Below are 26,102 nucleotides of genomic sequence, written 5' to 3'. Positions count from 1 at the left end.
AAAAAGATAAATTTTAAATAATGATAAAAGTTGGATACTTAGTTTCTTATGACTATTGCTTTTTATTGACTTCTCTTAAACAATTATATAATAATGTTGACAGAATCTATCTTGCCATCGATAAAGACTTAAAAACATGGAGCGGAAATGATTTTGAATTACCGCAAACTTTTTTCGATGAATTAAAAGCTTTTGATTCTGATAATAAAATTGAATACTATTTTGATTCATTTTATGTACCAGATTTTTCACCTTCAATGTGTGAAACAAGAGAGCGTAATATGTTGGCACAACGGATGGGTAAAGGCTGGTTAATACAATTGGACGTTGATGAATACATTTATGATTTTGAAAAAGTATCTCATTACTTGAAAAAATATTGGTATCTAAATTTATTACCTAAAAAAACACCAATTGTATTTAGAGGTAAATTAATTACATTATTTAAAAAACTTCCTGATGGCTTTTTATATATTGAAAATAATGAAAAATTTCCTTTTATTACAAATGTTCCTAAATACATAGGGGCGAGGTTCAATAACAATGTAAGAAATCATTTTACAAATATTGCTGCAATACATCAATCATGGGCGCGTTCTGAAAATGAGATTAGTTTTAAAATAAAAAACTGGGGACATAAAGATGCTTTTGATACTAAAAATTTTTTGGCTCTTTGGGACTCTTTAAATAGTACAAATTATAAGGATTTTAGAAATATACATCCTTTAGTTCCTGAAGTATGGAATGAGTTGCAGTTTCTTCAATCTGATTCTATTGAAGAATTTATAGATAAATATTCGAAGAAAAATAAACAAAAATTAATCTATATAGAACCGAAAAAGATTTTAAAAGCGCTTCTTAATAAAGTTTTCAAATAAATGCTTGCTTTAGTTATTCCCTATTTTAAAATAAAATATTTTGAAGAAACCTTAGCATCTCTGGCCATACAAACTGATAAGCGTTTCAAAGTTTATATTGGTGATGATGCAAGCCCTGAATCGCCGGAAAATTTGCTGGAAAATTATGCCAATAAATTTGATTTAGTTTACAATCGGTTTGAAACAAATTTAGGCGGAACTTCTTTAACTCAACAGTGGGAACGTTGTATAAAACTTGCAGATACGGAAGAATGGGTGATGATTTTAGGTGATGATGATGTTTTGGATAAAAATGTAGTTGAAACATTTTACTCAAATCTGAAGGAAGCAAAATCAGAAAATGTAATTAGATTTGCAAGTTGTAAAATAGATGAAAATGGAGATGTATCATCAAATGTTTATTATCATCCTCAAAAAGAATCTTCAGTTGTTTTTTTATTTAAAGAGAAAAAAAGAAACTCATTAAGTGAATATGTTTTTAGAAAAAGTCAGATTATTGAAATCGGTTTTAAGAATTTCCCTTTAGCCTGGTGTTCAGATATTTTAGCTGTTTTAGAATTTTCAAATTTCGGTTTAATTTATTCCATAAACGAAGCTATAGTTTCGATTAGGGTTTCTGGTTTAAGTATTTCAGGAAACCAAGAAAATAGCAGATTAAAGCATATGGCATCTGAAGAGTTTTCTCGCTATATTATTTTTAAAAAATTCCAATTCTTTAATAAAACCCAAAGGCTATCAATACTAAATGGATATGAAGTAGCCATGAAAAGAAACAGAAAATTAAAAATAGATGACTGGTTAATTTTGTTTAACTTATATTTTAGAAATTTTAGCATTGTTCACATATTTAAGCTTTTTCGAAGATTTTTTATCTATATTTTTCAATTATAATTTTGAAAGAGAATATTTTTATGATGAAGATTAAATATATTTTATGCCTCTAATTTCAGTAATAATACCCGTTTACAACTCAGAATTATATATCCGAAAGGCAATAAATTCTGTTTTGGAACAACCGGAGGATATAGAAATCATTATTATTGATGATGGCAGCATTGATTCATCATTTTCTATATGTGAAAATATTGCTAATGAAAATAAAAATATCCGAATACTAAGGCATCCTGATAGCAAAAATCATGGACGTTCAGCAACAAGAAATCTCGGGATTACAAATGCAAAAGGAAATTATATAGCATTTCTTGATGCTGATGATTATTACTTGCCTAATAGATTCAAAAATGATATAGAACTATTAAAAGATGAATCTGTAGATGGTGTTTATAACGCTATAAGTGCTCACTTTTACAGAGATTTTACAGCTATAGAAAGAGAAAAACTAAAATTAACCACGTTAAAAGAAGTAATCTCTCCTAAAAATTTGTTTGAAAAAATAGGTCCAATAGGTCATTTTGGATATTTCTCAGGAATTGGGTTAACAGTAAAAAAAAGTGCTTTTAAAAAGACTGGTCTTTTTAATCAATTGTTAGATGTGGCTGAAGATACAGAGTTATGGTTAAAAATGGCTCTTAAAATTAATTTGAAATCGGGGAATATCAGTGAACCTGTAGCAATGAGAGGAGTTCATAATACAAATAGTTCCTTTAGGGACAAGGAGATGTACATTGTTAATAACTTAAGAATGTATGAATCTCTTTTGAATTGGTGTTTTGAAAATAAAATAGATCTTAAACGAATTGATTTAATCTGGAAAAAAGTATGGATTAACAGAGTTTTAAATGATAAAAAATTAAATTCTGATTTTATTTTCTGGATTTCAAATGTTGTAAGGCATCCTTCTTTGCTGCTGCTAAAAAGAGTTTATAAAACGTTCCCTTTTTTTAGAAGAATAAAAAATATGAAATTCTTTAAAAAATGACTGATAAATTAATTTCAATCATTATACCGGTTTATAATAGAGCACTTTTAATTGGTGAAACCTTAAATAGTGTATTGGAGCAATCTTACTCAAATTGGGAATGCCTTATTATTGATGATGGCTCAACAGATGATACGAATCAGGTGGTTAATGAATATATTTTAATAGATAAGAGATTTCAGTATCACTACAGACCACAAAACAGAAAGAAAGGGGCGAATGCCTGCAGAAATTTTGGATTTGAATTGTGTAAAGGAGATTATATTCAGTGGTTTGACAGTGATGATTTGATGCATAAGGACAAATTAAAGTTAAAGGCAGAATGTTTAGAAAATCATAATGTTGATTTTGTAGTTTGTGAAGGTATAGAATACAGAAATACAATAGATAATGTGATACACCACTGGAATGAAATTCAAAGCGACCATATATTGTTGGATCACATTATCGGAAAAGCAAATTTTCATACCAATGGTCCAATGTTTAAAAAAGACTTTTTGATAGATATTCCTTTGTTTAATGAAGATTTACAAAGAAAACAAGAATGGGAATTCTATTCCAGACTACTTACTTTTTCCATTAGCTATAAACCATTAGCTGTTGTTTTGTATTATTTTAGACTACATCAAAATAGTATAAATGGTTTAGATAAAATATCTACTTTAGAATCGAGAATTTTATCTAATAAATTAGTTTTTAAATTGGCTAAAAATAATTTAAGCGATAAAGATTTAATGATTGTCAGAAAGCAGTTTGTTAATAAATACATTTTATTCTTCAAACTAGCTAAGCAAGGCAAAAAAATTAATCTTATGATTTTATGTTGTTTTTATGGTATTTTGACAATAACTCTAAGTATGTTTTTTAATAGTTTTTTTAAAAGTTGCAGAAGGTTTTTTAAATGAGAGTAGGATATAATCCACATAAAGATAAGATACAGGAAGAATCGATTTTTTTACATCAGGTCATCATACCTGTATATATTCCGAATCAGGACAATTATTTCAAGGATAGCTTTGCCATTTTGAAATTATGTTTAGAGTCTCTTTTTAAAACGGTTCACAATAAAACTTTTATTACTATTGTCAATAACGGAAGTGACGACATAGTTTCAGCCTATCTGGATTTACTTTTTAAGGAAAATAAAATTCAGGAACTTATTCATACCGAAAATATTGGGAAGTTAAATGCTATTCTTAAAGGTTTAGCTGGTAATAGCATCGAATTGGTTACCATTTCAGATTCGGATGTTTTTTTCCTCCCCAATTGGCAAATAGAAACGGTAAAAGTATTCCGAGAAGTTCCTAAAACCGGAGTAGTTGGCATTGTACCCCAATTCAAGACTTATGAAAGTAATTGCGGAAATGTACTGTTTGATACTTTATTCAGTTCAAAACTTCAATTTATGCCAGTTCAAAACAAAGAAGCTTTGGTTCGTTTTTATGATAGTATCGGCTGGGATAGAAATTACAATCACGATTATCTTGAATATACATTAGGATTGAAAATTAATGCGGATTTGAATGTTTTAATAGGTTCCGGACATTTCGTAGCTACTTATAAAAAAGATATTTTTGAAAATATTACTACTTATATAGGCTATAAAATGGGAGGAAATAGTGAAGGATATTTGGATAAGCTTCCATTAAAAAAAGATTATTGGCGATTAACTACTTATGATAACTACGCGTATCATATGGGAAATACGTTAGAAGACTGGATGGATAATACACAAATTCAGGAACAGGAAAATAATATGGATTCATATAACTTTCCTAAAAGAAAAGAAATAAACAGTATTTTCTATTTTATAAAAAATAGGATTTTTGTTAAATTCATTTCAGTAAAACTGACGGTAAAGCTTTTTCTGAAATGGAAAAAACTACCAGAATCAATGATTGCGAAGTATTAATAATGGAAAGCTATGTCTAAGAAATTTTCAATTTTGATAACCACTAAGAATCGTTTAAATGATTTGGTATTTACTCTTAAGAAAATCCAGCATTTAATTGACCGACCAGATGTTGAATGTGTAGTCGTTGATGATGGTTCTAGTGATGACACTACAAATTATATTACCCGGAATTATCCTGCCATTATTTTGCATTCCAATAAAGTTTCAAGGGGATATTTGTATTGTAGAAATAAAATGTTAAATGAAACAAAAGCCGAATTTGCGATATCATTGGATGATGATGCCCATTTTATTACGCAGCAGCCCTTAGAAATCATCGCTGATTTCTTTAATCAAAATCCTAAGGCCGGATTACTCGGGTTTAGAGTATTTTGGTCAAAGCAAACTCCTGAAAATATATTTTCAAATGACTTGCCTGTCCGTATGAAAAGTTTTGTGGGTTGTGGCCATGTATGGAGAATGTCAGCCTGGCGGGAAATACCAAATTATCCGGAATGGTTTATTTTTTACGGGGAAGAGAATTTTGCCTCCTATCAATTGTTCAAAAAGAAATGGGAAATTCACTATTTGCCTTATGTTTTGGTAAATCACAGAGTAAGTTTAAAAGACAGAAAAAAAGCTTCAGATTATGGTGTTAGACTAAGAAATTCATTACGCTCAGGATGGTATTTGTATTTTTTATTTTTGCCGGTCATCCTTATTCCAAGGATAATGGCACATTCTATTTGGATACAATTAAAATTAAAGGTTTTTAAAGGAGATTGGGATGCATTAAAATCTATTTTGTTAGCAATGAAAGATTTGCTTTTCGCTTTTCCTAAAATTATAGATAATAGAAATCGACTAACAAAAGCAGAATACAGAAGGTATCAGGAATTGGCGGACGCAAAATTATATTGGAAACCTGAAGATGAGTTACAACAAAGCAAAATTGATTGTAGATGAAGACTATTGCCATCATTCCGGCACGTGGCGGATCGAAAAGATTACCCAAAAAAACATAAAATTATTGAGCGGAAGTCCATTAATTGCTCATAGTATTTTATATGCTCAGGAGAATAGGAATATCATTGATGAAATTTATGTCTCAACAGATGATCTGGAAATAAGGAACATAGCATTGCAGTTTGGCGCTAAAATAATTGACCGGCCGCAATCTTTATCAGGAGATTTAGAGCCAACAGTTTCTGCTCTTAAAAATGCATTAGAGCAAATCGACGTTGCTGTAGAAAATGTTATTCTTTTGCAGCCTACAAACCCATTACGACCAGAAAATTTATTAAAAGAGGCTTTTGATATTTATGAAAAAGAGAATTATGAAAGTCTTTTTAGTATTTCAAGGAATCATCAGAAATTTGGTAAATTATCAGGTAATAAGTTTGTTCCTTTTAATTATACAATTGGACAGAGAAGCCAGGACTTGGAACCTCTGTTTTTGAAAACGGATTACTTTATATCACAAAAGCAAAGTTGATTTTAGATAATATTATTATTCCAGAAAATGCTTTTCCATTCGAAGTAAATCATATTTTTGCCAATGTAGATATCGATACCCAGGAAGATTTTGAGTATGCTGAATATCTTTTATCAAAAAACTCATAACATATATTTTATGAATCCATATATAGAAATTGCAGGAAGAAAAATAGGTCAGGATTATCCACCTTTGGTTATAGCCGAAATAGGAATTAATCATGAAGGTTCTTTACTAGTAGCCAAAGAAATGGTAGATGCAGCCCATAAAGCCGGAGTTGAAGTTGTCAAACATCAGACTCATATTGTTGAGGATGAAATGAGCGGAGCTGCAAAAAAAGTGATTCCTGGTAATGCTGATGTTTCTATATATGAAATCATGGAAAGATGTTCGCTAAATGAAGCAGATGAATTAGAACTCAAAAATTATGTCGAAAGCAAAGGAATGATTTTTATTTCTACGCCATTTTCGCGTGCTGCTGCAGACCGTTTGAAAAATTTTGATATACCTGCTTATAAAATTGGCTCTGGGGAATGCAACAATTATCCATTGTTAGAACATATTGCTTCTTTTGGGAAGCCTGTTATTTTGAGCACCGGAATGAATACAATTGAAAGTATTCAGAAAGCAGTTGCTATTTTTGATGAACATAATATTCCTGTTGCTTTATTGCATACAACAAACTTATATCCAACACCTATTCATTTGGTCCGTTTTGGTGCTATGATAGAGATGCATGAGGCTTTTCCAGATAAAGTTTTTGGCTTATCTGATCACACTTTAAATAATAATGCCTGTTTGGGAGCGGTAGCCCTCGGCGCAAGCATATTAGAAAGGCATTTTACAGATCATATGCAGCGAACAGGTCCTGACATTATATGCAGTATGGATGAAAAAGTATGTCAGGAATTGATTATTTCAAGTGCAGAAATAGCTTTGATGCGAGGAGGGACTAAAAAGCCAGTTCTGGAAGAACAAGTTACAATTGATTTTGCATTTGCGACTGTCTGTGCTATAAAACAAATTAAAAAGGGCGAAAAATTATCTAAGGAAAATATTTGGGTGAAACGTCCGGGAACAGGTAAAATCCTGGCTGAACATTTTAACGATTTGATAGGTAAAAGAGCTGCGAGGGACATTAATGATGATGAACAATTAGATTTTTCGGATTTCGATTAAAGTATTTAAATGAAAAAAATCCTTTTTCTAACTGGAACCCGCGCCGATTTTGGGAAAATAAAATCATTAATTCAAATTGTTGAAGAACAGTCTGATTTTGAGTCTTTTGTTTTTGTAACAGGGATGCATCTACAGAAAATATATGGATATACCCTTATAGAAATCGAACGCAGTAATTTTAAAAATGTATTTACATTTGAAAATCATACTCACGAAACCACAATGGACTTAACTCTTGCCAAAACTATTGAAGGTTTGTCGGGTTATTGCAAAAAAATTAAGCCGGATATGATAGTTGTTCATGGGGATCGTGTAGAAACACTTGCCGGAGCAATTGTAGGTTCGCTCAATAATATTTTGGTTGCACATATAGAAGGAGGTGAAATTTCAGGAACAGTTGATGAATTAATTCGACATAGTGTAAGTAAATTAAGCCACATACATTTTGTATCAAATAAAGAAGCTGAAAAAAGAATTATCCAAATGGGAGAATTAGAAGAATCTGTATTTACTATTGGATCTCCTGATATTGATATCATGTTTTCCGACCAATTACCGGAGTTGAATATCGTAAAAGAATATTACGAAATTCCATTTCAGGAGTTTGGAATTGTAATGTTCCATCCAGTAACTACTGAATTTGAGTTTATGCAGAAGTATGTAAACACTTTTGTCGATTGCTTATTAAAAGACAATCATAATTATGTAGTTATTTTTCCAAACAATGATTTAGGGAGTCAGTTTATTATTAACGCTTACAAAAAGTTAAAAGATAATGCGAGGTTCAGAATTTTTCCATCAATTCGATTTGAATATTTTTTAACATTATTAAAAAATAGTCAGTTTATTATAGGGAACAGCAGTGCAGGCATTCGTGAAGCTCCTTATTATAGTATTCCCATTATTAATATTGGCACTCGTCAGCAAAATAGATCAGTTCATGCAGATATAATTAATGTTGATTATTCTGAGAAAAGTATAAATGAAGCATTGTCCATAATAAGCCAACACAGAATACAACAGTCTAATAATGATTTTGGACAAGGAAATAGTGCGGGATTATTTCTTCAATGTCTCCAAAAATCGGATATTTGGAAACTCAATCAACAAAAACAATTTAGAGACAGTTAATGCCAAACAAAAAGATTTTTATTTTATTGCCAGACGGAATAGGATTGCGAAATTTTGCTTTTTCAAATTTTTATAAAATTGGATTGGAGAAAAATTTTGATATTAGATATTGGAATAATACCCCATTTGATTTAACTTCATTAGATTTTGATGAAATTAAAATTCATGGTGCGAAATCAAATCTATTAACAGATAGTTATAAAAACGCTCGTAAACACATCGAACTTAATTTGAGTATTAAAGCTCAAAAAGATACTGTTTATGATACTTATAGATTTCCTTTCACATATAATAAAATAAGGCCTGCACTCAAAAATCTGGCTGCTAAATTTTTGATTGCGACTCATTCTTCTTACAGAGGTCTGGAAAAAATTCGAAAAAAAATTAAAAATTTAGAAAGCAGTACTCCATATTACAATACTTGTATTGAAATACTTCAAAAAGAAAAACCAGATTTTGTTTTCTGTACCAATCAACGTCCTGTCTTGGCAATTGCTCCTTTATTGGCAGCAAAAAAGTTAGGGATTCCTACAGCAACATTTATTTTTTCCTGGGATAACGTACCAAAAGCAACAATGGTAGTCGAAACGGATTTTTATTTTGTTTGGAGTGAGCATATGAAAAAAGAATTACTACAATATTATCCTTATATTAAAGAAAGTCAGGTTTTTATTACTGGAACACCTCAATTTGAGTTTCATTTTGATAAACTCAAATTGATCTCAAAAGAAGAATTTTTTAAAGAGCATCAACTTGATTTAGATAAAAAATACATTTGTTATTCAGGTGATGATATTACAACCTGTCCAGATGACCCACAGTATTTGAATGATGTTGCCAAAGCGGTTCGTAAATTAAATTCTCAGGGAAATTCCCTCGGAATTATTTTCAGAAGATGTCCGGTAGATTTCTCAGATCGATATGATTTTATTTTAGAAAAAAATAAAGATATTATTACGCCAATTGCTCCTTTATGGCAAAAGATAGGTGAAGGATGGAATACTGTTTTGCCAACTCGGGGAGATAATTTACTTCAGGTTAATACAATATGTCATACTGAAATGGTTATTAATTTAGGGTCATCAATGGTTTTTGATTATGCATGTTTCAAAAAGCCATGTGCATTTGTTAATTATGATGTATCAAATAAGATAGACAAAAAATGGTCGGTTTCTAAAATTTATAATTATATTCATTTTCGTTCTATGACTGATAAAAAAGCTGTGATTTGGCTAAATTCTAAAGATGAAATAGCAGATAAAATTAAACTTAGTTTAGAACAAAAAAATGAGATTGTTAACAATGCCCAAAACTGGTTTAAAATAATTAATCAGGATCCGCCTGAAGATGCTTCTATTAGAATTTGGGAAAATATTGAAGCTATTTTAAGTAAAAAACATAATGAAAAAAATTAGAAAAGCTATTGTTAAAGGATTAGCGAAAATTGGAATCACACCATATGTTTATTACGCTTTTAAGTGGAATGATCCCTTTTTAATAAAAAATAAATTATTTAACAAAGTTGAAAATCAAATAATATTTGATGTCGGGGCTTTTGATGGCAGGAGTATTGAACGCTATAAAAAAGCATTTCCTAAAAGCACAATTTTTTCATTTGAGCCAACTCCAGGGATATATGCTGGACTTCAAAAAAAATATGCAGGGAGGAACGATGTAAAATTATCAAATGCAGCGCTTTCTTCGAACATTGGAGAGGCTTCTTTTCATGTAAATAATTCACTGTTAACGAATTCTTTGCTTGAATCGGCAAAAAGTGAGGATAAGGGGACAAGTATTTATGATACGAATGAGAAAATAATTGTCTCGACAAATACAATTGATAATTATTGTCTGGTTGAAAAAATTGAAAAAATTAATATACTTAAAATAGATGTTCAGGGAGCAGATCTAATGGTGCTAAAAGGCGCCGAAAAAGCTTTAGAGAGTAGAAAGATAGATTTAATATTTATTGAGGTTGAATTTGTAGAATTATATGATAAGCAACCACTTTTTCATGATATAAGCACTTATCTCCACTCAAAAGGATATTATCTTTATTCCTTATATAATATGAGTATATCAGACCAGGGGCAGTTAATATACGGTGATGCAGTGTTTATAAGTCCGGATATAAAACTGTAAAATTGACGATTTAAATAATATGTTTTTCAACTCCATAACTTTTGCTGTTTTTCTTCCGATAGTCTTTTTTCTTTATTGGTTTGTTTTTAATAAAAATAAAAACACGCAAAATACTCTATTAATCGTTGCCAGTTACTATTTCTATTCCTGCTGGGACTGGAGATTCTTATTTTTATTAGTTTTCTCTACATTTCTGGATTATTTTACCGGAATTCAAATCGAAAAAAGTAACTCCGAAAAAGGAAGAAAGTTTTGGTTCTGGCTTAGTATTTCAGTAAACTTAGGCTTTTTAGGAATTTTTAAATACTATAATTTCTTTGCCTCTTCATTTGCACAAATGTTCACTTCTTTTGGATTTAAAGTAAGCCCATTTCTGTTAAATGTGATTCTTCCGGTTGGTATTTCATTCTACACTTTTCATGGACTGTCCTATGTAATTGATATCTATTACAAAAGAATTAAAGCAGAATATAATTTTGTAGATTATTCATTGTTTGTAAGCTATTTTCCTCTGCTTGTTGCCGGTCCAATCGAAAGAGCGACGCATTTACTTCCTCAGGTTAAAGTAAAAAGAGAGTTTAATTTTGAAAAAGCGAAAGAGGGAATTTACCAAATCATTTGGGGATTGGTAAAAAAAGTAATAATTGCCGACACTTGTGCCACTTATGCCAATGCAATTTTTGATCACTATACGGCAATGAATACCTTCTCATTAATTTTAGGAGCTGTTTATTTCGCATTTCAGATTTATGGCGATTTTTCAGGCTATTCAGACATAGCTTTGGGAACTTCAAAATTGTTTGGATTAGACTTACTACGAAACTTCAATTATCCTTATTTTTCAAGAGATATAGCTGAGTTCTGGCGCCGCTGGCACATTTCACTTTCATCCTGGTTTCGCGATTATTTGTATATTCCTTTAGGTGGAAGCAAAGGCGGTCTTTGGATGAAAATTAGAAATACTTTTATCATTTTTGTGGTAAGTGGTTTCTGGCATGGGGCCAATTGGACGTACATTGCCTGGGGTTTTATAAACGCATTTTATTTTTTGCCTTTGCTTTTGTCCAACAGCAACAGAGATAATATGGGACCAATAGAATTAAAGTGGGATTTTGATTCTGTAAAAACATTATTAAGTATTTTTTCAACCTTTTTGATTACTTGTGTTGCCTGGGTATTCTTTAGGGCAAAGACCATAACAGATGCTGTTTTGTATTTGAAACGGATACTTTTAAACGGTGATTTTAGTTTTCAGTATTTAGCTAATGAACGTTATAATTATGAATTGCTCTTAATGATCGCATTATTTGTTTTGGTGGAATGGAACAATCGTAATAAAACAGAACCCATTTCAGGAAAAAGAAGTTTGCTAAAAGCTGCTTTGGCAATATTTACTATAATAGCTTTCGGCACCTTTTCAGATTACAAAGAGTTTATATATTTTCAGTTTTAGGATTTATCTTTCTAATTTCTTGTTGGATGATATGAAGTATAGCGTGTTTAAAAAAATAATGAATTAAAGAGATGAAAAAGTTTTTAGGATTTATTATAAAAATAGGATTTATGACGCTGCTATCAGCAGTACTATTAGATTATTTTTATACTAGTGTTTATTTAGCATCTGATAAACGTAATAAAATTGACTTTGTTTACAATTCTAAAAATAGAAATTATGATGTAGTAATTCTGGGATCATCAAGGGCAAATAATCACTTTGTTAGCGCAATGTTTGAACAAAAGGGGCTAAAAACATATAATTACGGAATGAGTGGCGGACATTTGTTTGAAGCATCTTTAATTCTGAAGCTGATGATCGAGCGTAATTATAAAATTAAAACACTGATCTTAGAGTCTGATTTGAATTTATCAAACGAACATCAGTCAGAAGGTGTCTCTGCAAAGTATTTACCTTACATACATAGTTCAGAAATTGTGAGAAAGCATTTTGAAAACGAAACAGATTTTAATGAGTTGTATTATATCCCATTTTATCGTTATATTAAATATGAAACAAAAATTGGAATAAGAGAGGTGTTTTTTAGTATGATTCAGAAAAAATCAAAATTGTTAGAAGATGGAGGCTATTATTCTTTAGGAAATACAAAAGGCAATATGAAAAATAATATTGTAAACCTTAATCCTTTGCCTCATAACAAATACTATGAAGAAATAAAAAACACTTGCAAAGCAAACAATATTAAATTTATTGCAATAATGACTCCAATGTGTGAAAATGTTGCTGGGATGAATTACTTTGATAAAGTAAAAAAAGCGTATCCCGAAATTCATAATTATGAAAATGTGGTTGTGGATAATAAATATTTCTCTTCCTGCGGGCATATGAACGATGCTGGTGCAAGGTTATTCACCGCAAGAATTCTAAAAGATTTTTTAAGAAATAAAAACATGCATATTGCTTTTTTAACTCCTGAATACCCCCACAAACGTGTAAGTCATGCTGCGGGAATTGGTACAAGTATTAAAAATCTTGTGGATGTTTTAGTCACAACAGAAGTACAAGTTTCTATTTTTGTTTATGGACAAAAAGAAGATGCTGTTTTTGAGGAAGATAATGTGAAGATACACTTGATAAAAAATCAAAACTATAAATTCTTAGGTTGGTTCTTACACCGAAAACACATTCAAAATTACCTTAATAAATACATTGTTTCTGATGCTGTCGATTTAATTGAAGCTCCTGACTGGACAGGAATTACAGCGTTTATGAAACTGAAAGCACCGTTGATAATTCGTTTTCACGGAAGCGATACTTATTTTTGCCATTTAGAAAAACGAAGGCAAAAACTTAAAAATTTTTGGTTTGAAAAATTAGCAATTGGCAAAGCTACAGCATTTATTGCACCTACTCATTTTGCCGGCGAATTGTCAAAACAACTTTTTCATATTAGAAATAAAACAGTAAAAACAATTCATTCAGGATTGAAGTTGAGTGATTTTCACAATACTAATCCATTGGTCTATCAGAAAGGGCTGGTTTTATACATAGGTACTATTATTCGAAAAAAAGGAGTCCTCGAATTACCTTCAATTTTTAAGAAAGTCAGGTGTGAGTTTCCAGATGCACAGATGGTTTTAATTGGCAGTGATTCTTATGATGTTCAGACAAATTCTAAATCAACCTGGGAGATTTTGAAACAAGAATTAGATAGCGGAGATTTGGATGCTGTTTCATATTTGGGTAAAATACCTTATCAGCAAGTTCAGGAATATATTAAAAAAGCACATGTTTGTGTTTTTCCTACTTTTGCAGAAACTTTCGGTATGGTAACAATTGAATCTATGGCAATGCAGAAACCCGTTGTTAATAGTAATATAGGCTGGGCTCAGGAATTGATTGTTGATGAAGAAAGTGGTTTTTTGGTTCATCCTTCAAATCATAATTTGTATGCAGACAGAATTGTTGAGTTGTTAAAAAATAAAGATCTTGCAAATGATATGGGCAATAAAGCAAGATTAAGAGTAGAGGATAATTTTGATACGGGACAACTAGTAAAATTAAATATAGAATTTTATTCTAAGATTATAAATACAATTCTAAGATAATGATTATAATCTATCATCACAACAATAAACTAATTAGTGTAACAAAAGATGGTATAGAAATACCATTTGAAAGTCCAAATATCTCCAAGACCTTATTCATACTTGCTGAGAAATTTTCATCTGAATGGTTGATTTGGTGTCATATTGAATTAAAAGAATATTTGAATACGACATCTTTTGAAAAAATATTTCACCATAATAAAATAATGGCATCTTTTACTGTCAATAAGCTTAAAGATTATTTACCTGAATCGATTGGTTATATTGAAGAATCGGTGTTCCTGAAAGTTAATAGAAAAGTATCTTATCCAACATGGCTTATGAGTAGTGATGCAGGTGGAATACATGCTTCAGTATTATTAAAATTTATCAATAAAATTAAAGTAAATCAAAATTTTAATTACTTTTTAAATAGTGTCGCAAAGAATGGTTATCTAAAAGGGTTATTATGTTACTCTGAACCTAAACTTATTTTAGATAATGAGATAACTATTTCAGTTCAGCAAGCTAGTATCTTTGATTTGTTTAAGTTTGTGAAACAACATTATCGTACTCGTTGGACATTTATATTATTTCTTAATTTTTATTTTTTGAAAAAAGGTTAACTATCATACCATTATTTCTTTCTGTAAGATTTAAAAACTTAAAAAAGATTGGTATTGATTTATCAGAAATCTTGGTTCAGTCAAAGCTGAAAGTGATAGATAAAAAGACAATTGACGTAATTATTCCTACCATTGGAAGAAAAAAATACTTGTATGATGTTTTAAAAGATTTAGCAAAACAAACGCATTTGCCAAAAAATGTTATCATTGTAGAGCAGAATCCGATTGAAGAAAGTGTTAGTGAGTTAGATTATGTATCGAAAGAAGAATGGCCTTTTTTAATTAAACATATATTTACACATCAGGCAGGAGCCTGTAATGCACGGAATTTAGCGTTAAGTCAGGTTACAAGCGAATGGGTTTTCTTAAATGATGACGATAATAGATTTGATTCAAATTTATTAAATGATATTTTTTGTAAAATTGAACAATACGGAGTATTTGCAGCAACAACTTCATACATTCAAAAAAACGAAAAACTTGTTTTTAAAACAATTCATCAATCAGGTATATTTGGCTCAGGAAATAGTTTTGTCAAATCAAGCTGTTTGAAAAATGTTTCATTTTCAATGGCTTTGGAATTTGGTTATGGAGAAGATTCGGATTTTGGTTTACAGTTGCGTCATGAAGGTTTTGATATTATTTATTTTCCCGAACCCGCTATTATACACTTAAAAGCACCTTTTGGAGGATTTAGGATTAAACCAAAATTTGAATGGGATAACGAAATATATCAACCAAAACCGTCTCCAACAATTATGTATGTTAAACAAAAGTACATGACCCAAAAACAAATCAAAGGCTATAAATTCATACTCTTTTTTAAAATTATGAAAAAACAGTCTTTTTTTAAGTGGAACTCCATTTACAAATTCTTAAATGAAAAATGGAATGTAAGCCTAAAATGGAGTGAAAAATTAGAAAATTTCTAATACATTTTAAGGCAATTTGAGAGCAATTAAAAAAAAATAGCTGAAGGTTATAAATATTTAATTTTATATAAGTACTATATAAAAAAAATAAGCTTTTCAGAGAAACCTGAGAGAAAAAAAATTGTTGTTTGTTTTGATGGCAAGGTAGCACATGGCGGATTAGTAGACAGATTAAAAGGAATTATTTCTTTTTATGAAATGTCCAAAATTTTAGGTTTTGAGTTTAAAATTTTATTTAACCATCCATTTGAACTTACAGATTTTTTAGAACCTAATGCTGTTAATTGGAATATAAAGGAGGAGGAGTTAAAATATTCTTTGTTCTCATCCCGAATTTTATATTTGATGAATAATTTTAATGCCAATCCCTTGGAATTAATCAGAAAGTCTAAAGCAAAAACATTTTTTGTATATGGAAATGTCGATTATTTGTCTGTGCTGTATCCTAACAAAAACAAGGAAGAATCGGAAGAGATTTGGAGAAATAATTATAAAGCTTTATTTAAAACTTCGGTTTATTTAAATAATAAACTTATATTGAATACTATTGAATCCCGAATAGTTTTTCATACTCGTTTTACTACATTAATGGGAGATTTTGCAGATACAACAAAGTTAGTATTGAATGAAAATGAAAAAAAACTGTTGATTGGCAAAGTTGTAAATTGTATTGATAATGAAGCAAAACTATACGGTGATGGGGTTATCTATATAGTATCTGATAGTGAATATTTTTTACAATATATAAAACAAAATACGGTTTATAAAACCTTAAATGGTTTGCCAAAACATTTAGAAAATAAGAATAGAAATAGTGATTATCATTCTAAAACATTTATTGATTTTTATTTTATAGCTCAAAGTGATAAAGTTGTTTTAATACAAACAGATAAAATGTATAACAGTGCTTTTTCTAAATATGCTGCTATATTAGGGAATAAACAATTTAAAAAGATAACGGGCTAAATGCTGAAAATATACACAGATAGTAATTTTTTAAAAGCTGATAACAGGAAAAAAATATTTCCGCTTTTATTTGATATGGTATATTTGCCTAATGATAAAACCAGATCTTGTTTTGTTTTGACCGATTCGCTTTCAGAAGCAGATATAGCGGTGTTTCCAGTTGATATTGTTTCTTTTTTAAAAGATAATAAAGATAATTTTCTGGAAAAGTGGATTGAAAGGGTATCAGAATATCAAATTCCAATCTGGGTATACGCGGCAGGTGATTTAGGCTTTAGTTTAAAAAAACAAATGTATTTACTTTTAGGTTTGGAGGTTTTAATTCAAAATTAGACTCCTCTACCTTTGTAATGCCATGTTTTGTAAATGACCCATACAGAAATATTTTGAAAAATGATTTTTTTATACTTCCAAAAGGCGAAAAACCAAGTATTGGCTTTGTTGGAAATGCAAATGGATCTTTTTTAAAATGGAGTAAAGAATTTGCATTACACATTAAAAGGAACCTTAGTAATTTGTACTCTGGAAACAGGGAAGATTATCATTCTTTTTTTCCTGCGCCAAGGAAGAGGTATTTATTATTAAATAGAATGGTAAAAGAAGACCAGATACAGGACAATTTTATTCCGAGAAAAAAATATAGAGCAGGAGCAGTAAATACAAATGTTACCAAAGAACAAACAACACTTGAATTCTTTGAAAATATCCAGAATAATCTATACACATTTTGCCTTCGAGGTAACGGAAATTTTTCAGTTAGGTTCTATGAAACTTTAATAATGGGAAGAATTCCTGTTTTGGTTGATACTGATGTAAGGCTGCCTTTGGCTGATGAAATTGATTGGAAAAGTCACTGCTTAATAGTTTCAGAAAAATTAATAGTTGAAGATTTAATAACTTTTCATGCTTCAAAAACAGATTTTGAACTTCAGGAAATGCAGAGAAATAATAGAAAACTGATACTGGAAAAATTAAACAGAATAGATTATTTTATCCAGTTAAGCAGCAAAATTAAGCCAGAATGACATTTTCATTAATTATATGCACCTATATGCGTTCAAAACCACTGCTTTCTTTATTGGAGTCGGTTGAAAAACAGAGCATGTATCCTGATGAAATTTTAATTATTGATGGATCATCAGATACTAAAACAGAATTAATGCTAAAAAAGAGGAGGTTCAGGAATTTATACTATTTTGCTGTTCCTCCGGAACACAGAGGTTTAACAAAACAAAGAAATTATGGCATTGAACGAGTGACTGATAATGCAGAAATAGTTTGTTTTTTAGATGATGACACCATTTTGGAGACAGGCTATTTTGAAGAATTAATCAAAACGTTTAAATCGGACTCAAATATATCCGGGGTAGGAGGAGTGGCTATCAATGAAAACAAATGGAAACCAATAGAACAAGGCAAAAAGTATAACCCAAAAAAGTATTATTTTTTTGATGGTTTTGTTTATAAAGAGGGACAACGTAATATGGTACGTAATTATTTAGGATTACAATCTAATCTTGGACCTGGTAAAATGCCAAATTATTCACATGGGCGTACTTGCGGTTTTCCTTTAAATAACAAAATCCATGAAGTAGATTTGTTAATTGGGATGTCAATGGCTTTTAGAAAAAATGTAGTGGATCAAATTCAGTTTTCATCTTACTTTGAAGGTTATGGCTTGTATGAGGATGCTGATTTTAGTATTAGAGCATTGCAATTCGGGAAAAATGTAATCAATTCAAATGTGCAGTTAAAACATTTCCACAATCCTTCCGGACGTCCTAAGCATTTTAAGTATGGAAAAATGGTAGTAAGAAACGGTTGGTATGTTTGGCGGGTAAAGAATCCAAATCCAACATTTATGGATAGTTATAAATGGCACTCCATAATTATTTTGCTTATGTTGATTAGATTTACAAATACTATTAAAGGTATCGATAGGAAAGCAGCTTTATCAGAAGCATTAGGAAGGATGATTGGATGGTGGAGTTTACTTTTTAATAAACCCAAATTAAATTAATTTACAATGTAGTTTGCGTCAAAATGATATATAAATTGTAATCTTTTTGACTGTCATAAATAATTTAGTTAAAAACTAATGAAATTTACAATTATTACCCATGTCAATCATATAGAAAAAGAGGGCCAATATTTTGGTTATGCCCCCTATGTTCGCGAGATGAATGTCTGGTTGAAGTATATTGATGAATTAATTATTGTAGCCCCTGTTATTCAGGTAAGTAATACGGAAATTGATAGTGCTTACAATCATAGTAACATTAAATTTTTAAAGATCGAAAACATTAATTTACTGGGTTTTAAATCCATTTGCAATGCAATTATAAAAATACCTAAAATAGGCTGGCAAATTTTCAAAGCAATGAAAGAAGCTGATCATATACATTTACGCTGCCCGGGTAATATTGGTTTATTGGGCTGTTTTGTTCAGATTTTATTTCCCGATAAACCCAAAACCGCAAAATATGCAGGTAATTGGGATCCTAAATCAAAACAGCCGTGGAGTTATCGCCTGCAAAAATGGATATTAAATAATACATTTTTAACGCGAAATATGCTGGTTTTGGTTTATGGAGAATGGGAAGGAAGCACAAGGAATATAAAACCATTTTTTACGGCTACCTATTCAGAGCAGGAAAAATCCCCAATTAAGACCTTGAATTTAAAAGAAAAAATACATTTTGTTTTTGTAGGAACATTGTCTTCGGGTAAAAATCCTCTGTATGTAATACAATTAGTTGAGGTATTATTTAGAAACGGACATAATGTGATTTTGGAATTGTACGGAGAGGGATCAGAACGGAAAATAGTAGAGGATTATATTAGATCTAATGGATTACATGAAATTATAGTATTGCATGGAAATAAAAATCAGGAGACTGTAAAAATAGCTTACCAAAACAGTCACTTTGTTATTTTGCCTTCAAAAAGCGAAGGCTGGCCAAAAGCTATTGCTGAAGGAATGTTTTGGGGTTGTGTGCCAATTTCGACAAAAGTTTCTTGTGTCCCTTATATGCTGGATAATGAAAATAGAGGACTTTTGCTTGAAATGGAACTTAATAATGATGTAGCAAAAATTGAAAAGATCATCAATAATGAAGGTGATTTTATAATTAAAAGTAAGCTGGCAAGTCAATGGTCACAGCAATTCACACTTGAGGTTTTCGAAGACGAGATTAAAAAACTTACAGTAAAATGAGAATTATTCAAATAATAGATTCACTTGATGCTGGCGGAGCTGAACGTATGGCCGTAAATTATGCAAATGTTTTAGCAGATGAAATTCAATTTTCAGGTTTAGTTTCGACACGCAAAGAAGGTTTTCTTAAGGAAGAAATTAATCCGAATGTATCTTATTTATTTTTAGAGAAAAAACAACAACTTGATTTTAAAGCGCTTTTGCGACTACGATCTTTTGTTGTGAAAAATAAAGTTTCTTATATCCATGCTCACAGTACTTCTTTTTTTAGCTTTTTTATTAAAAATAACGCTACCTTCTGTTAAGTTGATTTGGCATCTTCATTATGGAGGTATTAAGTTTATGCCTACAAGAAAATTATTAGTTTTAAGACTCGTTCTCCCTTTTTTTAATAATATTATAGCGGTAAATCAAAAGTTAAAGGAGTGGACTGAAAAAGAAATGCGTGCTAAAAATGTTATTTATTTGCCGAATTTTCCTTTAAATGCAAATCAGGCGTCTGGAAATACTGTTTTGAAAGGATTTCAGGGGAAACGGATTGTATCTCTTGCAAACCTTAGAGAGGATAAGGATCATTTTTTATTATTGGAAGTGGCAAAAAAAGTCCACGACTTTTATCCGGACTGGACATTCCATTTAATAGGGAAAGATTTTGAAGATGATTATTCGAAAGAAATAAAGAAAAAAATCTCTGATTTTAATCTAGGAGATAATGTTTTTATATACGGCTCCAGACAAGACGTCCCGGAAATTTTAGCACAAGCTGATATCGCTGTTTTAACATCAAAATCTGAAGGCCTTCCGGTGGTACTTTTAGAATATGGATTGTATAAAAAAGCTGTTGTTGTAACGCGGGTAGGAGAAGTACCCATGATTGTTCAACATGGAAAAAATGGTTTTATAGTTGATTCAAATCAACCTGATTTGTTTTATCTATCTTTAGAAGAATTGATTTTAAATAATCTTTTGAGAATTGATTTTGGAAATACACTTCATGGTGTTATTAAGGCTGATTATACTGCAGAAAATGTAATGAAAAAATATTTAAAATGGCTAGTCAGTTAAAATGAAAAAAGAACATTTATCGTACATTTATTTATTACTAATTCATGCCCTTATTGGCATATTTTTATACGTTTTACCTATTATTTCGACAGTATTAACCGTTTTAGTGTTTGCATTGGGATTTTATTATATTTCAAAAAATAGAAACCGAAATAATGAAGCACTCGTTATGTCAGCATATGTGGTAAGTATTGAGGTGCTTTTGAGAATGACAGGGGGAGGAATTTTTAATGAATTCGGAAAATATACGATCTTAATCTATATGTTTTTAGGAATGATCTATTCCGGATTTTCAAGAAATAGTCTGATATATTGGTTCTTTTTGCTATTATTGATTCCGTCCATTATCCTTTCATTTATTTCACTTAGCTTTGAAACGAATATCCGAAAGGCTATTGCTTTTAACATATCAGGTCCGGTTTGCTTAGGGATTTCTGCAATCTATTGTTATAAACGGGAAATAACATTTGATCGTTTAAAGGGAGTAATTACAGCATTTTGTCTACCTATGATTTCTGTAGTGATTTATTTATTTTTATATACTCCAAGTGTTAAGGATGTAGTTACAGGAACACAATCTAATTTTGCAACCTCTGGGGGATTTGGCCCCAATCAGGTTTCTACTATTTTGGGTTTGGGTGTTTTTGTTTTTTTTGTGCAACTACTACTAAATTCCAAAAGTAAATTACTACAATTAATAAATGCGAGCTTTGTTTTAATTTTTGCTTTTCGTGGAATTGTTACTTTCTCCAGAGGAGGAATAATAACGGCAGTGGTGATGATTTTTTTGTTTGTAATAGTATTGTTCTTTCAGGCTAATGCTAATATAAAACCGAAGATAGCATTAATAATAATATTTTCATTTTTAGCTGGAATGGGTGTTTGGGGGTATAGTTCGTTGCAAACCAGTGGTTTGATTAATAAACGTTATGCTAATCAGGATGCTTTGGGAAGGGAAAAGAAAAGTCAACTGACTGGCAGGGAAACGCTTATGGAATCTGAACTGAAAATGTTTTTCGAAAATCCTGTTTTAGGAGTTGGAGTTGGAAAAAATAAAGAAATTAGGGCAAAAGAAACCGGAATTGTTGCAGCATCACATAATGAAATTACGAGAATGCTGGCAGAGCATGGTTCACTTGGTTTGTTTGGTTTACTAATTTTATTTTTCACACCTCTGTTTTTATTTTTAAATAACCGTCAAAATATATTAGCATTACCTTTTTTGGCTTTTTGGCTTTTAACCATTAATCATGCTGCTATGCGTCTTGCCGCTCCGGCCTTTGTATATGCATTATCACTTCTTTTAGTTCAGGTTAAAATTCCTGAAAAAGCAGAAAATTCGGGCGATTAAATTTTATTTTTTATTATACATTTGCCTCAAATTAAGAAGCTTGTAAATCAAACGACTATGCAAACAAACAAAAGAATGCATTTTGAAATTTCAGAAAGAAAGATACTTCTTAGGGTTTTTGATATTGCTTTTGTTTTACTTGCAATGTATTTAATGGATAAGATTTTTTATTATCCATATTTCAATTTGGATGATTCAAATTATCAAAGACCAATACTATTTATTGTGTATCTGAGTATTTTCGGAGCAATCTTTGAGATTTATAATCTTCAAATAGCCAGCAACCAGTTTCAGATTCTTAGAGGCGTTATCTTAACTGTAACAACAGCTACTTTAGTATATTTGTTTACCCCTGTTTTGTCGCCTGAACTTCCAAAGCAGCGTTTGGTGATTCTGATTTTTTATTTTACAATTCTGGGGGCTTTATTACTTTGGCGCTTTTTTTATGTTTTCTTTTTAGCGACTCACCGCTTTTCACAAAACGTAATTTTAGTTTGTAATAAACATCAGGTTGATGAACTCGTTTTAGGATTAGAAAATGTAGATCCACATTATAAAATCATTGGTTTTGTGAATTCAGATATTTTAGCTGATCAAGATTTCTCATTAAACTATATAAAAGAAATTGAAAAAAATGATCTGCTGGCTTTTGTGGATAAAAATAATATTTCAGAAATTATTATAGCTTCACAAAAAACTGAGGGCATCACAGCAGATTTGTATCAATATTTGCTTCAGTTATTGGAATCAGGAAATATTATTAGAGAATACACGCAGGTTTATGAAAGCAAAACACAGCGTATTCCGGTTCAATATATTGCTAGGGATTTTTATCGATTTTTCCCCTTTAGCTGTAGCAATAATAATAAGCTTTACTTATTATTAGTAAGTTTTATTGAATTTGTTTTTTCATTAACGGGCTTATTCTTTTGCACTTTTTTTATCCCATTGATTTTTATCGCAAATATCTTTTGGAATAAAGGCTCTTTGTTTTATACACAAGAACGTGTAGGTAAAAACGGAAGAGTATTCCAAATTTATAAATTCAGGACAATGGTTGAAAATTCAGAAAGCAATGGAGCTGTATTTGCAAAATCAAACGATAAAAGAATTACGCCATTCGGTAAATTTATGCGTAAAACAAGAATTGATGAATTTCCGCAATTTATAAATGTTTTAAAAGGCGATATGGCTATTATTGGACCAAGACCTGAAAGACCATTTTTTGTTAAAGAAATTGCTGAAATAATGCCATTTTATGAAACCCGTCACGTAATTAAACCCGGACTTACCGGCTGGGCACAAGTAAATTATTCATATGGGGAGTCCATAGAAGAAAGCCTCATCAAACTACAATATGATTTATATTATATTAAGCATCGAAGTGTCTTTCTGGATTTGAGTATTACTTTTAAAACAATAACAACTGTTTTATTTTACAGAGGACAATAAACTAGATTATTATGGGTATTCTTTTTTTATTTCTAATCGCTACTCTTACCAAAACAACACCAGTTGTAATTATTATTGGTAAAACGATGAAAAAATGCGATTTGTTAATTATAAAAAGTGCATAAATAAGTAATAAGACCAAATGAAATGTAGCAAATTTATAAGTCCATTTTTTGTTGTTAATCGCTGAAAAAGCTATCAGCAGCAATAACAACGGACTAAATAAAAGGATATTATAGTTCATTGCCAATTCATGGTGGAAAGAATAAAACCCCATCGAAACAAAAAAGATTCCCATTAAGGATAGGATAAACAAATAGATTTTGTCAATAAATCTTTTATTTACTAGGATAATAAAACCAAGAATCATAATATAACTGTAAATGTTATTCCACCATGAAACTGGTGTTTCTTTTTTAAAACTTAAGAGTGTTTTGCTTTTACTCGCAAAGGCATGGTTTTGAAAAGTTGTTTTTTCTAAACTGTTTTTTAATTCAAATGGGAGGAAAATTTTAGTTCCTGACTGATCTACTTTAGTTCCAAAAATGATGCTCGTTCCTAGTTTCTCGTAAAAATGACCATCAAAGTAAGGGAACAATATGCTTCTATACGTTTTTTTAGTATCTCCTTTTTTGGTAATTACCTCTTTATTTAATGTTTTATTAATGATATCTACTACCATAGAAGTGCAGTTTTTATCAATAAATTTATAAGTATAATAACGATCTTCCGAAAGCAGGGTAGTGTTTAAGTTATCAAAAAGTTTTTGTTTCGCTTCTTGTGGAATAAGGAGTTCTTGTTCATAAATGCTTCTTTTTTCGTAATTATATTCGTTTATAAAATCGACGAAAGAATGTGCAATTACAAAATATTGTAAATCACCTTTTGCAAATTTAGCAACAAAATTAGGAGTTCTAAAATCAAAAGCACCATAATTATATACAACATCAATATTATTTGCAGGATCAGCAACACGTATAGCAGTATGCCCGAAAAAAGAATACGATTCGTTGCCAAGACCACAAGTTAATACACTTACATGTGCTTTTTTTGATAAGGGTAAACTTTGTCCAAAACTAAAATTGAACATCAGTAACAACAACATTATTTTTTGAAACGTAAAACCTCTCATGGCTGGATTTTTTTAATAATAAATCTTATCTAAAGATCCCTAAATCTACTTTAAGTGAAAAAATATTAGAATATAAAGCAGTACTTTGATTTCCTAAATCAGTCAGTGCATAATCAACCTGAATTCCTTTGTATTTAAAACCAAGACCAATATTAGGCTGAAAATTTAATTTCTCTGAATTATCTAATTGGGTCACATTTTGAAAATTTCCTGCCCCTGCTCTTAAAAAAACAAGTTCTGTGTAACCAAATTCAAATCCAACTGCGGGATCAATACTTACAATATTTGATGAAATAATATCGTTGGTTTGTTCAAAACGCATGTTTAAATTTGTGGCAACCAAAAGACTTGTGTCATTATGAAATTCAAACTTTTTTGAAACTCCTAATTGTGCTTTCGGTAATGTAATTTCAGTGCTTTCCGGTAGTTCCTGATTTTCACCCGGAATGGCATTTGAGATCTTTTTGTATTCTTCTTCGTCAATATTCCAAACATTGTAAGTAGTCGTAATATCCCGCAACATCAATCCGAATTTCCAGTCGTTTCTTTCAAACTGAAGACCAAAATCAAATCCAAATCCCCAGGAATTAGCAAATTTTCCAATAACACGTCTGATTATTTTGGCATTTACACCATATTGAAATCCTTCAATGGGCAATTTTCTGGCATATGAAAATGTAAAACCATAATCAGCGGTAGAGAACAAACTTATGCGGTTGTAATCAATATTTCCCTGATTGTCGATTAATTGCGTAGTGTCCATAATATCATCAACTCCAAAGCGAATCATCGATATTCCCCAGGCGCTTCTCTCATCAATCGGGTTTGCATATCCGATATAATCGTATTGTGCGATATTAGCAAAATAACTGGCATGCATTAATGAAATCTGATGGTCTTCAAGATGCGTAAGCCCCGCCGGATTCCAATACACAGAATTGACATCATTAGTCGAAGCAACAACAGCACTTGACATTGCCAGGGCAGAAGCATCAACACCAATATTCATAAATTCATTCGAATATTTTCGAACCGTCTGTGCATAATGTGATGTGCAATTCCAAAATAATAAAAATACTAAGATTTTTTTCAAGGCATTTATTTTTTCAAACCTGAGCTTGTTTAAATTTTTACCAAAAATATAATTTTTTACTGAGCTTATTTCTTCCTTACTATAAATAATATAAAAGTAGGGTGCCTGAAGAAAAAACTCTATTAAA

General features: G+C 30.5%; 26 protein-coding genes. 24 read left to right on the top strand and 2 right to left on the bottom strand.

Annotation, left to right across the window (positions count from 1 at the left end; genetic code table 11):
* Positions 1 to 20 precede the first annotated feature (20 nt).
* The 24 genes from P5P89_RS05660 (at position 21) to P5P89_RS05540 (ending at position 23,750) form a co-directional block, all read left to right on the top strand.
* Complete coding sequence (locus tag P5P89_RS05660; protein ID WP_278011106.1) at positions 21 to 878, top strand: hypothetical protein; 858 nt, start codon at positions 21 to 23, stop codon at positions 876 to 878.
* Complete coding sequence (locus P5P89_RS05655) at positions 879 to 1,769, top strand: glycosyltransferase family 2 protein (RefSeq protein WP_278011105.1); 891 nt, start codon at positions 879 to 881, stop codon at positions 1,767 to 1,769. It begins immediately after the preceding gene.
* A 43-nt stretch (positions 1,770 to 1,812) separates the two neighbouring features.
* The gene (locus tag P5P89_RS05650) at positions 1,813 to 2,757 is read left to right on the top strand and encodes a glycosyltransferase family 2 protein (protein WP_278011104.1); all 945 of its coding nucleotides are present in this window, start codon (positions 1,813 to 1,815) and stop codon (positions 2,755 to 2,757) included.
* The gene (locus P5P89_RS05645; protein WP_278011103.1) at positions 2,754 to 3,662 is read left to right on the top strand and encodes a glycosyltransferase family 2 protein; all 909 of its coding nucleotides are present in this window, start codon (positions 2,754 to 2,756) and stop codon (positions 3,660 to 3,662) included. The genes P5P89_RS05650 and P5P89_RS05645 overlap by 4 nt, the downstream gene beginning before the upstream one ends.
* Positions 3,659 to 4,669 (top strand): glycosyltransferase family A protein, encoded by a 1,011-nt coding sequence (locus P5P89_RS05640; RefSeq protein WP_278011102.1) that lies wholly within the window; start codon positions 3,659 to 3,661, stop codon positions 4,667 to 4,669. Before P5P89_RS05645 ends, P5P89_RS05640 begins: the two co-directional genes overlap by 4 nt.
* A 12-nt stretch (positions 4,670 to 4,681) precedes the next feature.
* Entirely contained in the window at positions 4,682 to 5,617 is a 936-nt protein-coding gene (locus P5P89_RS05635) for a glycosyltransferase family 2 protein (RefSeq protein WP_278011101.1), read from the top strand.
* A complete protein-coding gene (locus P5P89_RS05630) occupies positions 5,583 to 6,146 on the top strand; it encodes an acylneuraminate cytidylyltransferase family protein (protein ID WP_340696527.1) in 564 nt (187 codons plus the stop codon). The genes P5P89_RS05635 and P5P89_RS05630 overlap by 35 nt, the downstream gene beginning before the upstream one ends.
* 138 nt (positions 6,147 to 6,284) lie before the next feature.
* Positions 6,285 to 7,325: an N-acetylneuraminate synthase family protein gene (locus P5P89_RS05625; protein WP_278011100.1), complete on the top strand. Its 1,041-nt coding sequence runs from the start codon at positions 6,285 to 6,287 to the stop codon at positions 7,323 to 7,325.
* A gap of 9 nt (positions 7,326 to 7,334) precedes the next feature.
* Positions 7,335 to 8,456, top strand: coding sequence for a UDP-N-acetylglucosamine 2-epimerase (gene neuC, locus P5P89_RS05620; protein ID WP_278011099.1), 1,122 nt, complete (start codon positions 7,335 to 7,337; stop codon positions 8,454 to 8,456).
* Complete coding sequence (locus P5P89_RS05615) at positions 8,456 to 9,871, top strand: glycosyltransferase family 28 protein (RefSeq protein ID WP_278011098.1); 1,416 nt, start codon at positions 8,456 to 8,458, stop codon at positions 9,869 to 9,871. The genes neuC and P5P89_RS05615 overlap by 1 nt, the downstream gene beginning before the upstream one ends.
* Positions 9,858 to 10,598: an FkbM family methyltransferase gene (locus P5P89_RS05610; protein WP_278011097.1), complete on the top strand. Its 741-nt coding sequence runs from the start codon at positions 9,858 to 9,860 to the stop codon at positions 10,596 to 10,598. The genes P5P89_RS05615 and P5P89_RS05610 overlap by 14 nt, the downstream gene beginning before the upstream one ends.
* A 19-nt stretch (positions 10,599 to 10,617) precedes the next feature.
* Positions 10,618 to 12,051, top strand: a complete 1,434-nt coding sequence (locus P5P89_RS05605; protein ID WP_278011096.1) for an MBOAT family O-acyltransferase — start codon at positions 10,618 to 10,620, stop codon at positions 12,049 to 12,051.
* 110 nt (positions 12,052 to 12,161) lie between these two features.
* On the top strand, positions 12,162 to 14,162 hold the full coding sequence (locus P5P89_RS21645) for a glycosyltransferase family 4 protein (RefSeq protein ID WP_340696526.1): 2,001 nt from the start codon (positions 12,162 to 12,164) through the stop codon (positions 14,160 to 14,162).
* On the top strand, positions 14,162 to 14,767 hold the full coding sequence (locus tag P5P89_RS05590) for a hypothetical protein (RefSeq protein ID WP_278011095.1): 606 nt from the start codon (positions 14,162 to 14,164) through the stop codon (positions 14,765 to 14,767). Before P5P89_RS21645 ends, P5P89_RS05590 begins: the two co-directional genes overlap by 1 nt.
* Before the next feature lie 92 nt (positions 14,768 to 14,859).
* A complete protein-coding gene (locus tag P5P89_RS05585) occupies positions 14,860 to 15,699 on the top strand; it encodes a glycosyltransferase family 2 protein (RefSeq protein WP_278011094.1) in 840 nt (279 codons plus the stop codon).
* Positions 15,700 to 15,897: 198 nt separating this feature from the next.
* Positions 15,898 to 16,665, top strand: a complete 768-nt coding sequence (locus P5P89_RS05580) for a hypothetical protein (RefSeq protein ID WP_278011093.1) — start codon at positions 15,898 to 15,900, stop codon at positions 16,663 to 16,665.
* On the top strand, positions 16,666 to 16,998 hold the full coding sequence (locus P5P89_RS05575; protein WP_278011092.1) for a hypothetical protein: 333 nt from the start codon (positions 16,666 to 16,668) through the stop codon (positions 16,996 to 16,998).
* Between the two features lie 53 nt (positions 16,999 to 17,051).
* Positions 17,052 to 17,690 (top strand): exostosin domain-containing protein, encoded by a 639-nt coding sequence (locus P5P89_RS05570; protein WP_278011091.1) that lies wholly within the window; start codon positions 17,052 to 17,054, stop codon positions 17,688 to 17,690.
* On the top strand, positions 17,687 to 18,685 hold the full coding sequence (locus tag P5P89_RS05565; protein ID WP_278011090.1) for a glycosyltransferase family 2 protein: 999 nt from the start codon (positions 17,687 to 17,689) through the stop codon (positions 18,683 to 18,685). Before P5P89_RS05570 ends, P5P89_RS05565 begins: the two co-directional genes overlap by 4 nt.
* A gap of 78 nt (positions 18,686 to 18,763) precedes the next feature.
* Positions 18,764 to 19,882 (top strand): glycosyltransferase, encoded by a 1,119-nt coding sequence (locus P5P89_RS05560; protein WP_278011089.1) that lies wholly within the window; start codon positions 18,764 to 18,766, stop codon positions 19,880 to 19,882.
* Complete coding sequence (locus tag P5P89_RS05555; RefSeq protein WP_278011088.1) at positions 19,879 to 20,187, top strand: glycosyltransferase family protein; 309 nt, start codon at positions 19,879 to 19,881, stop codon at positions 20,185 to 20,187. The genes P5P89_RS05560 and P5P89_RS05555 overlap by 4 nt, the downstream gene beginning before the upstream one ends.
* Positions 20,188 to 20,224: 37 nt before the next feature.
* Positions 20,225 to 20,947 (top strand): glycosyltransferase, encoded by a 723-nt coding sequence (locus P5P89_RS05550; protein WP_278011087.1) that lies wholly within the window; start codon positions 20,225 to 20,227, stop codon positions 20,945 to 20,947.
* 1 nt (position 20,948) lies between these two features.
* Positions 20,949 to 22,298, top strand: coding sequence for an O-antigen ligase family protein (locus tag P5P89_RS05545; protein ID WP_278011086.1), 1,350 nt, complete (start codon positions 20,949 to 20,951; stop codon positions 22,296 to 22,298).
* Positions 22,299 to 22,355: 57 nt separating this feature from the next.
* Complete coding sequence (locus tag P5P89_RS05540; RefSeq protein WP_278011085.1) at positions 22,356 to 23,750, top strand: sugar transferase; 1,395 nt, start codon at positions 22,356 to 22,358, stop codon at positions 23,748 to 23,750.
* A gap of 1 nt (position 23,751) precedes the next feature.
* Here the strand turns inward: P5P89_RS05540 and P5P89_RS05535 are convergent, their stop codons facing one another.
* Together P5P89_RS05535 and P5P89_RS05530 are read right to left on the bottom strand one after the other, a co-directional pair.
* The gene (locus P5P89_RS05535) at positions 23,752 to 24,882 is read right to left on the bottom strand and encodes an Lnb N-terminal periplasmic domain-containing protein (RefSeq protein ID WP_278011084.1); all 1,131 of its coding nucleotides are present in this window, start codon (positions 24,880 to 24,882) and stop codon (positions 23,752 to 23,754) included.
* Positions 24,883 to 24,907: 25 nt separating this feature from the next.
* Positions 24,908 to 25,975, bottom strand: coding sequence for a putative type IX sorting system protein PorV2 (locus tag P5P89_RS05530; RefSeq protein ID WP_446681912.1), 1,068 nt, complete (start codon positions 25,973 to 25,975; stop codon positions 24,908 to 24,910).
* Positions 25,976 to 26,102 lie beyond the last annotated feature (127 nt).

Source organism: Flavobacterium gyeonganense, assembly GCF_029625295.1.
GTDB classification, from domain to species: domain Bacteria; phylum Bacteroidota; class Bacteroidia; order Flavobacteriales; family Flavobacteriaceae; genus Flavobacterium; species Flavobacterium gyeonganense.
Note: the sequence above shows the minus strand (reverse complement) of the source record. Positions and strands in the feature narration are given on the sequence as shown.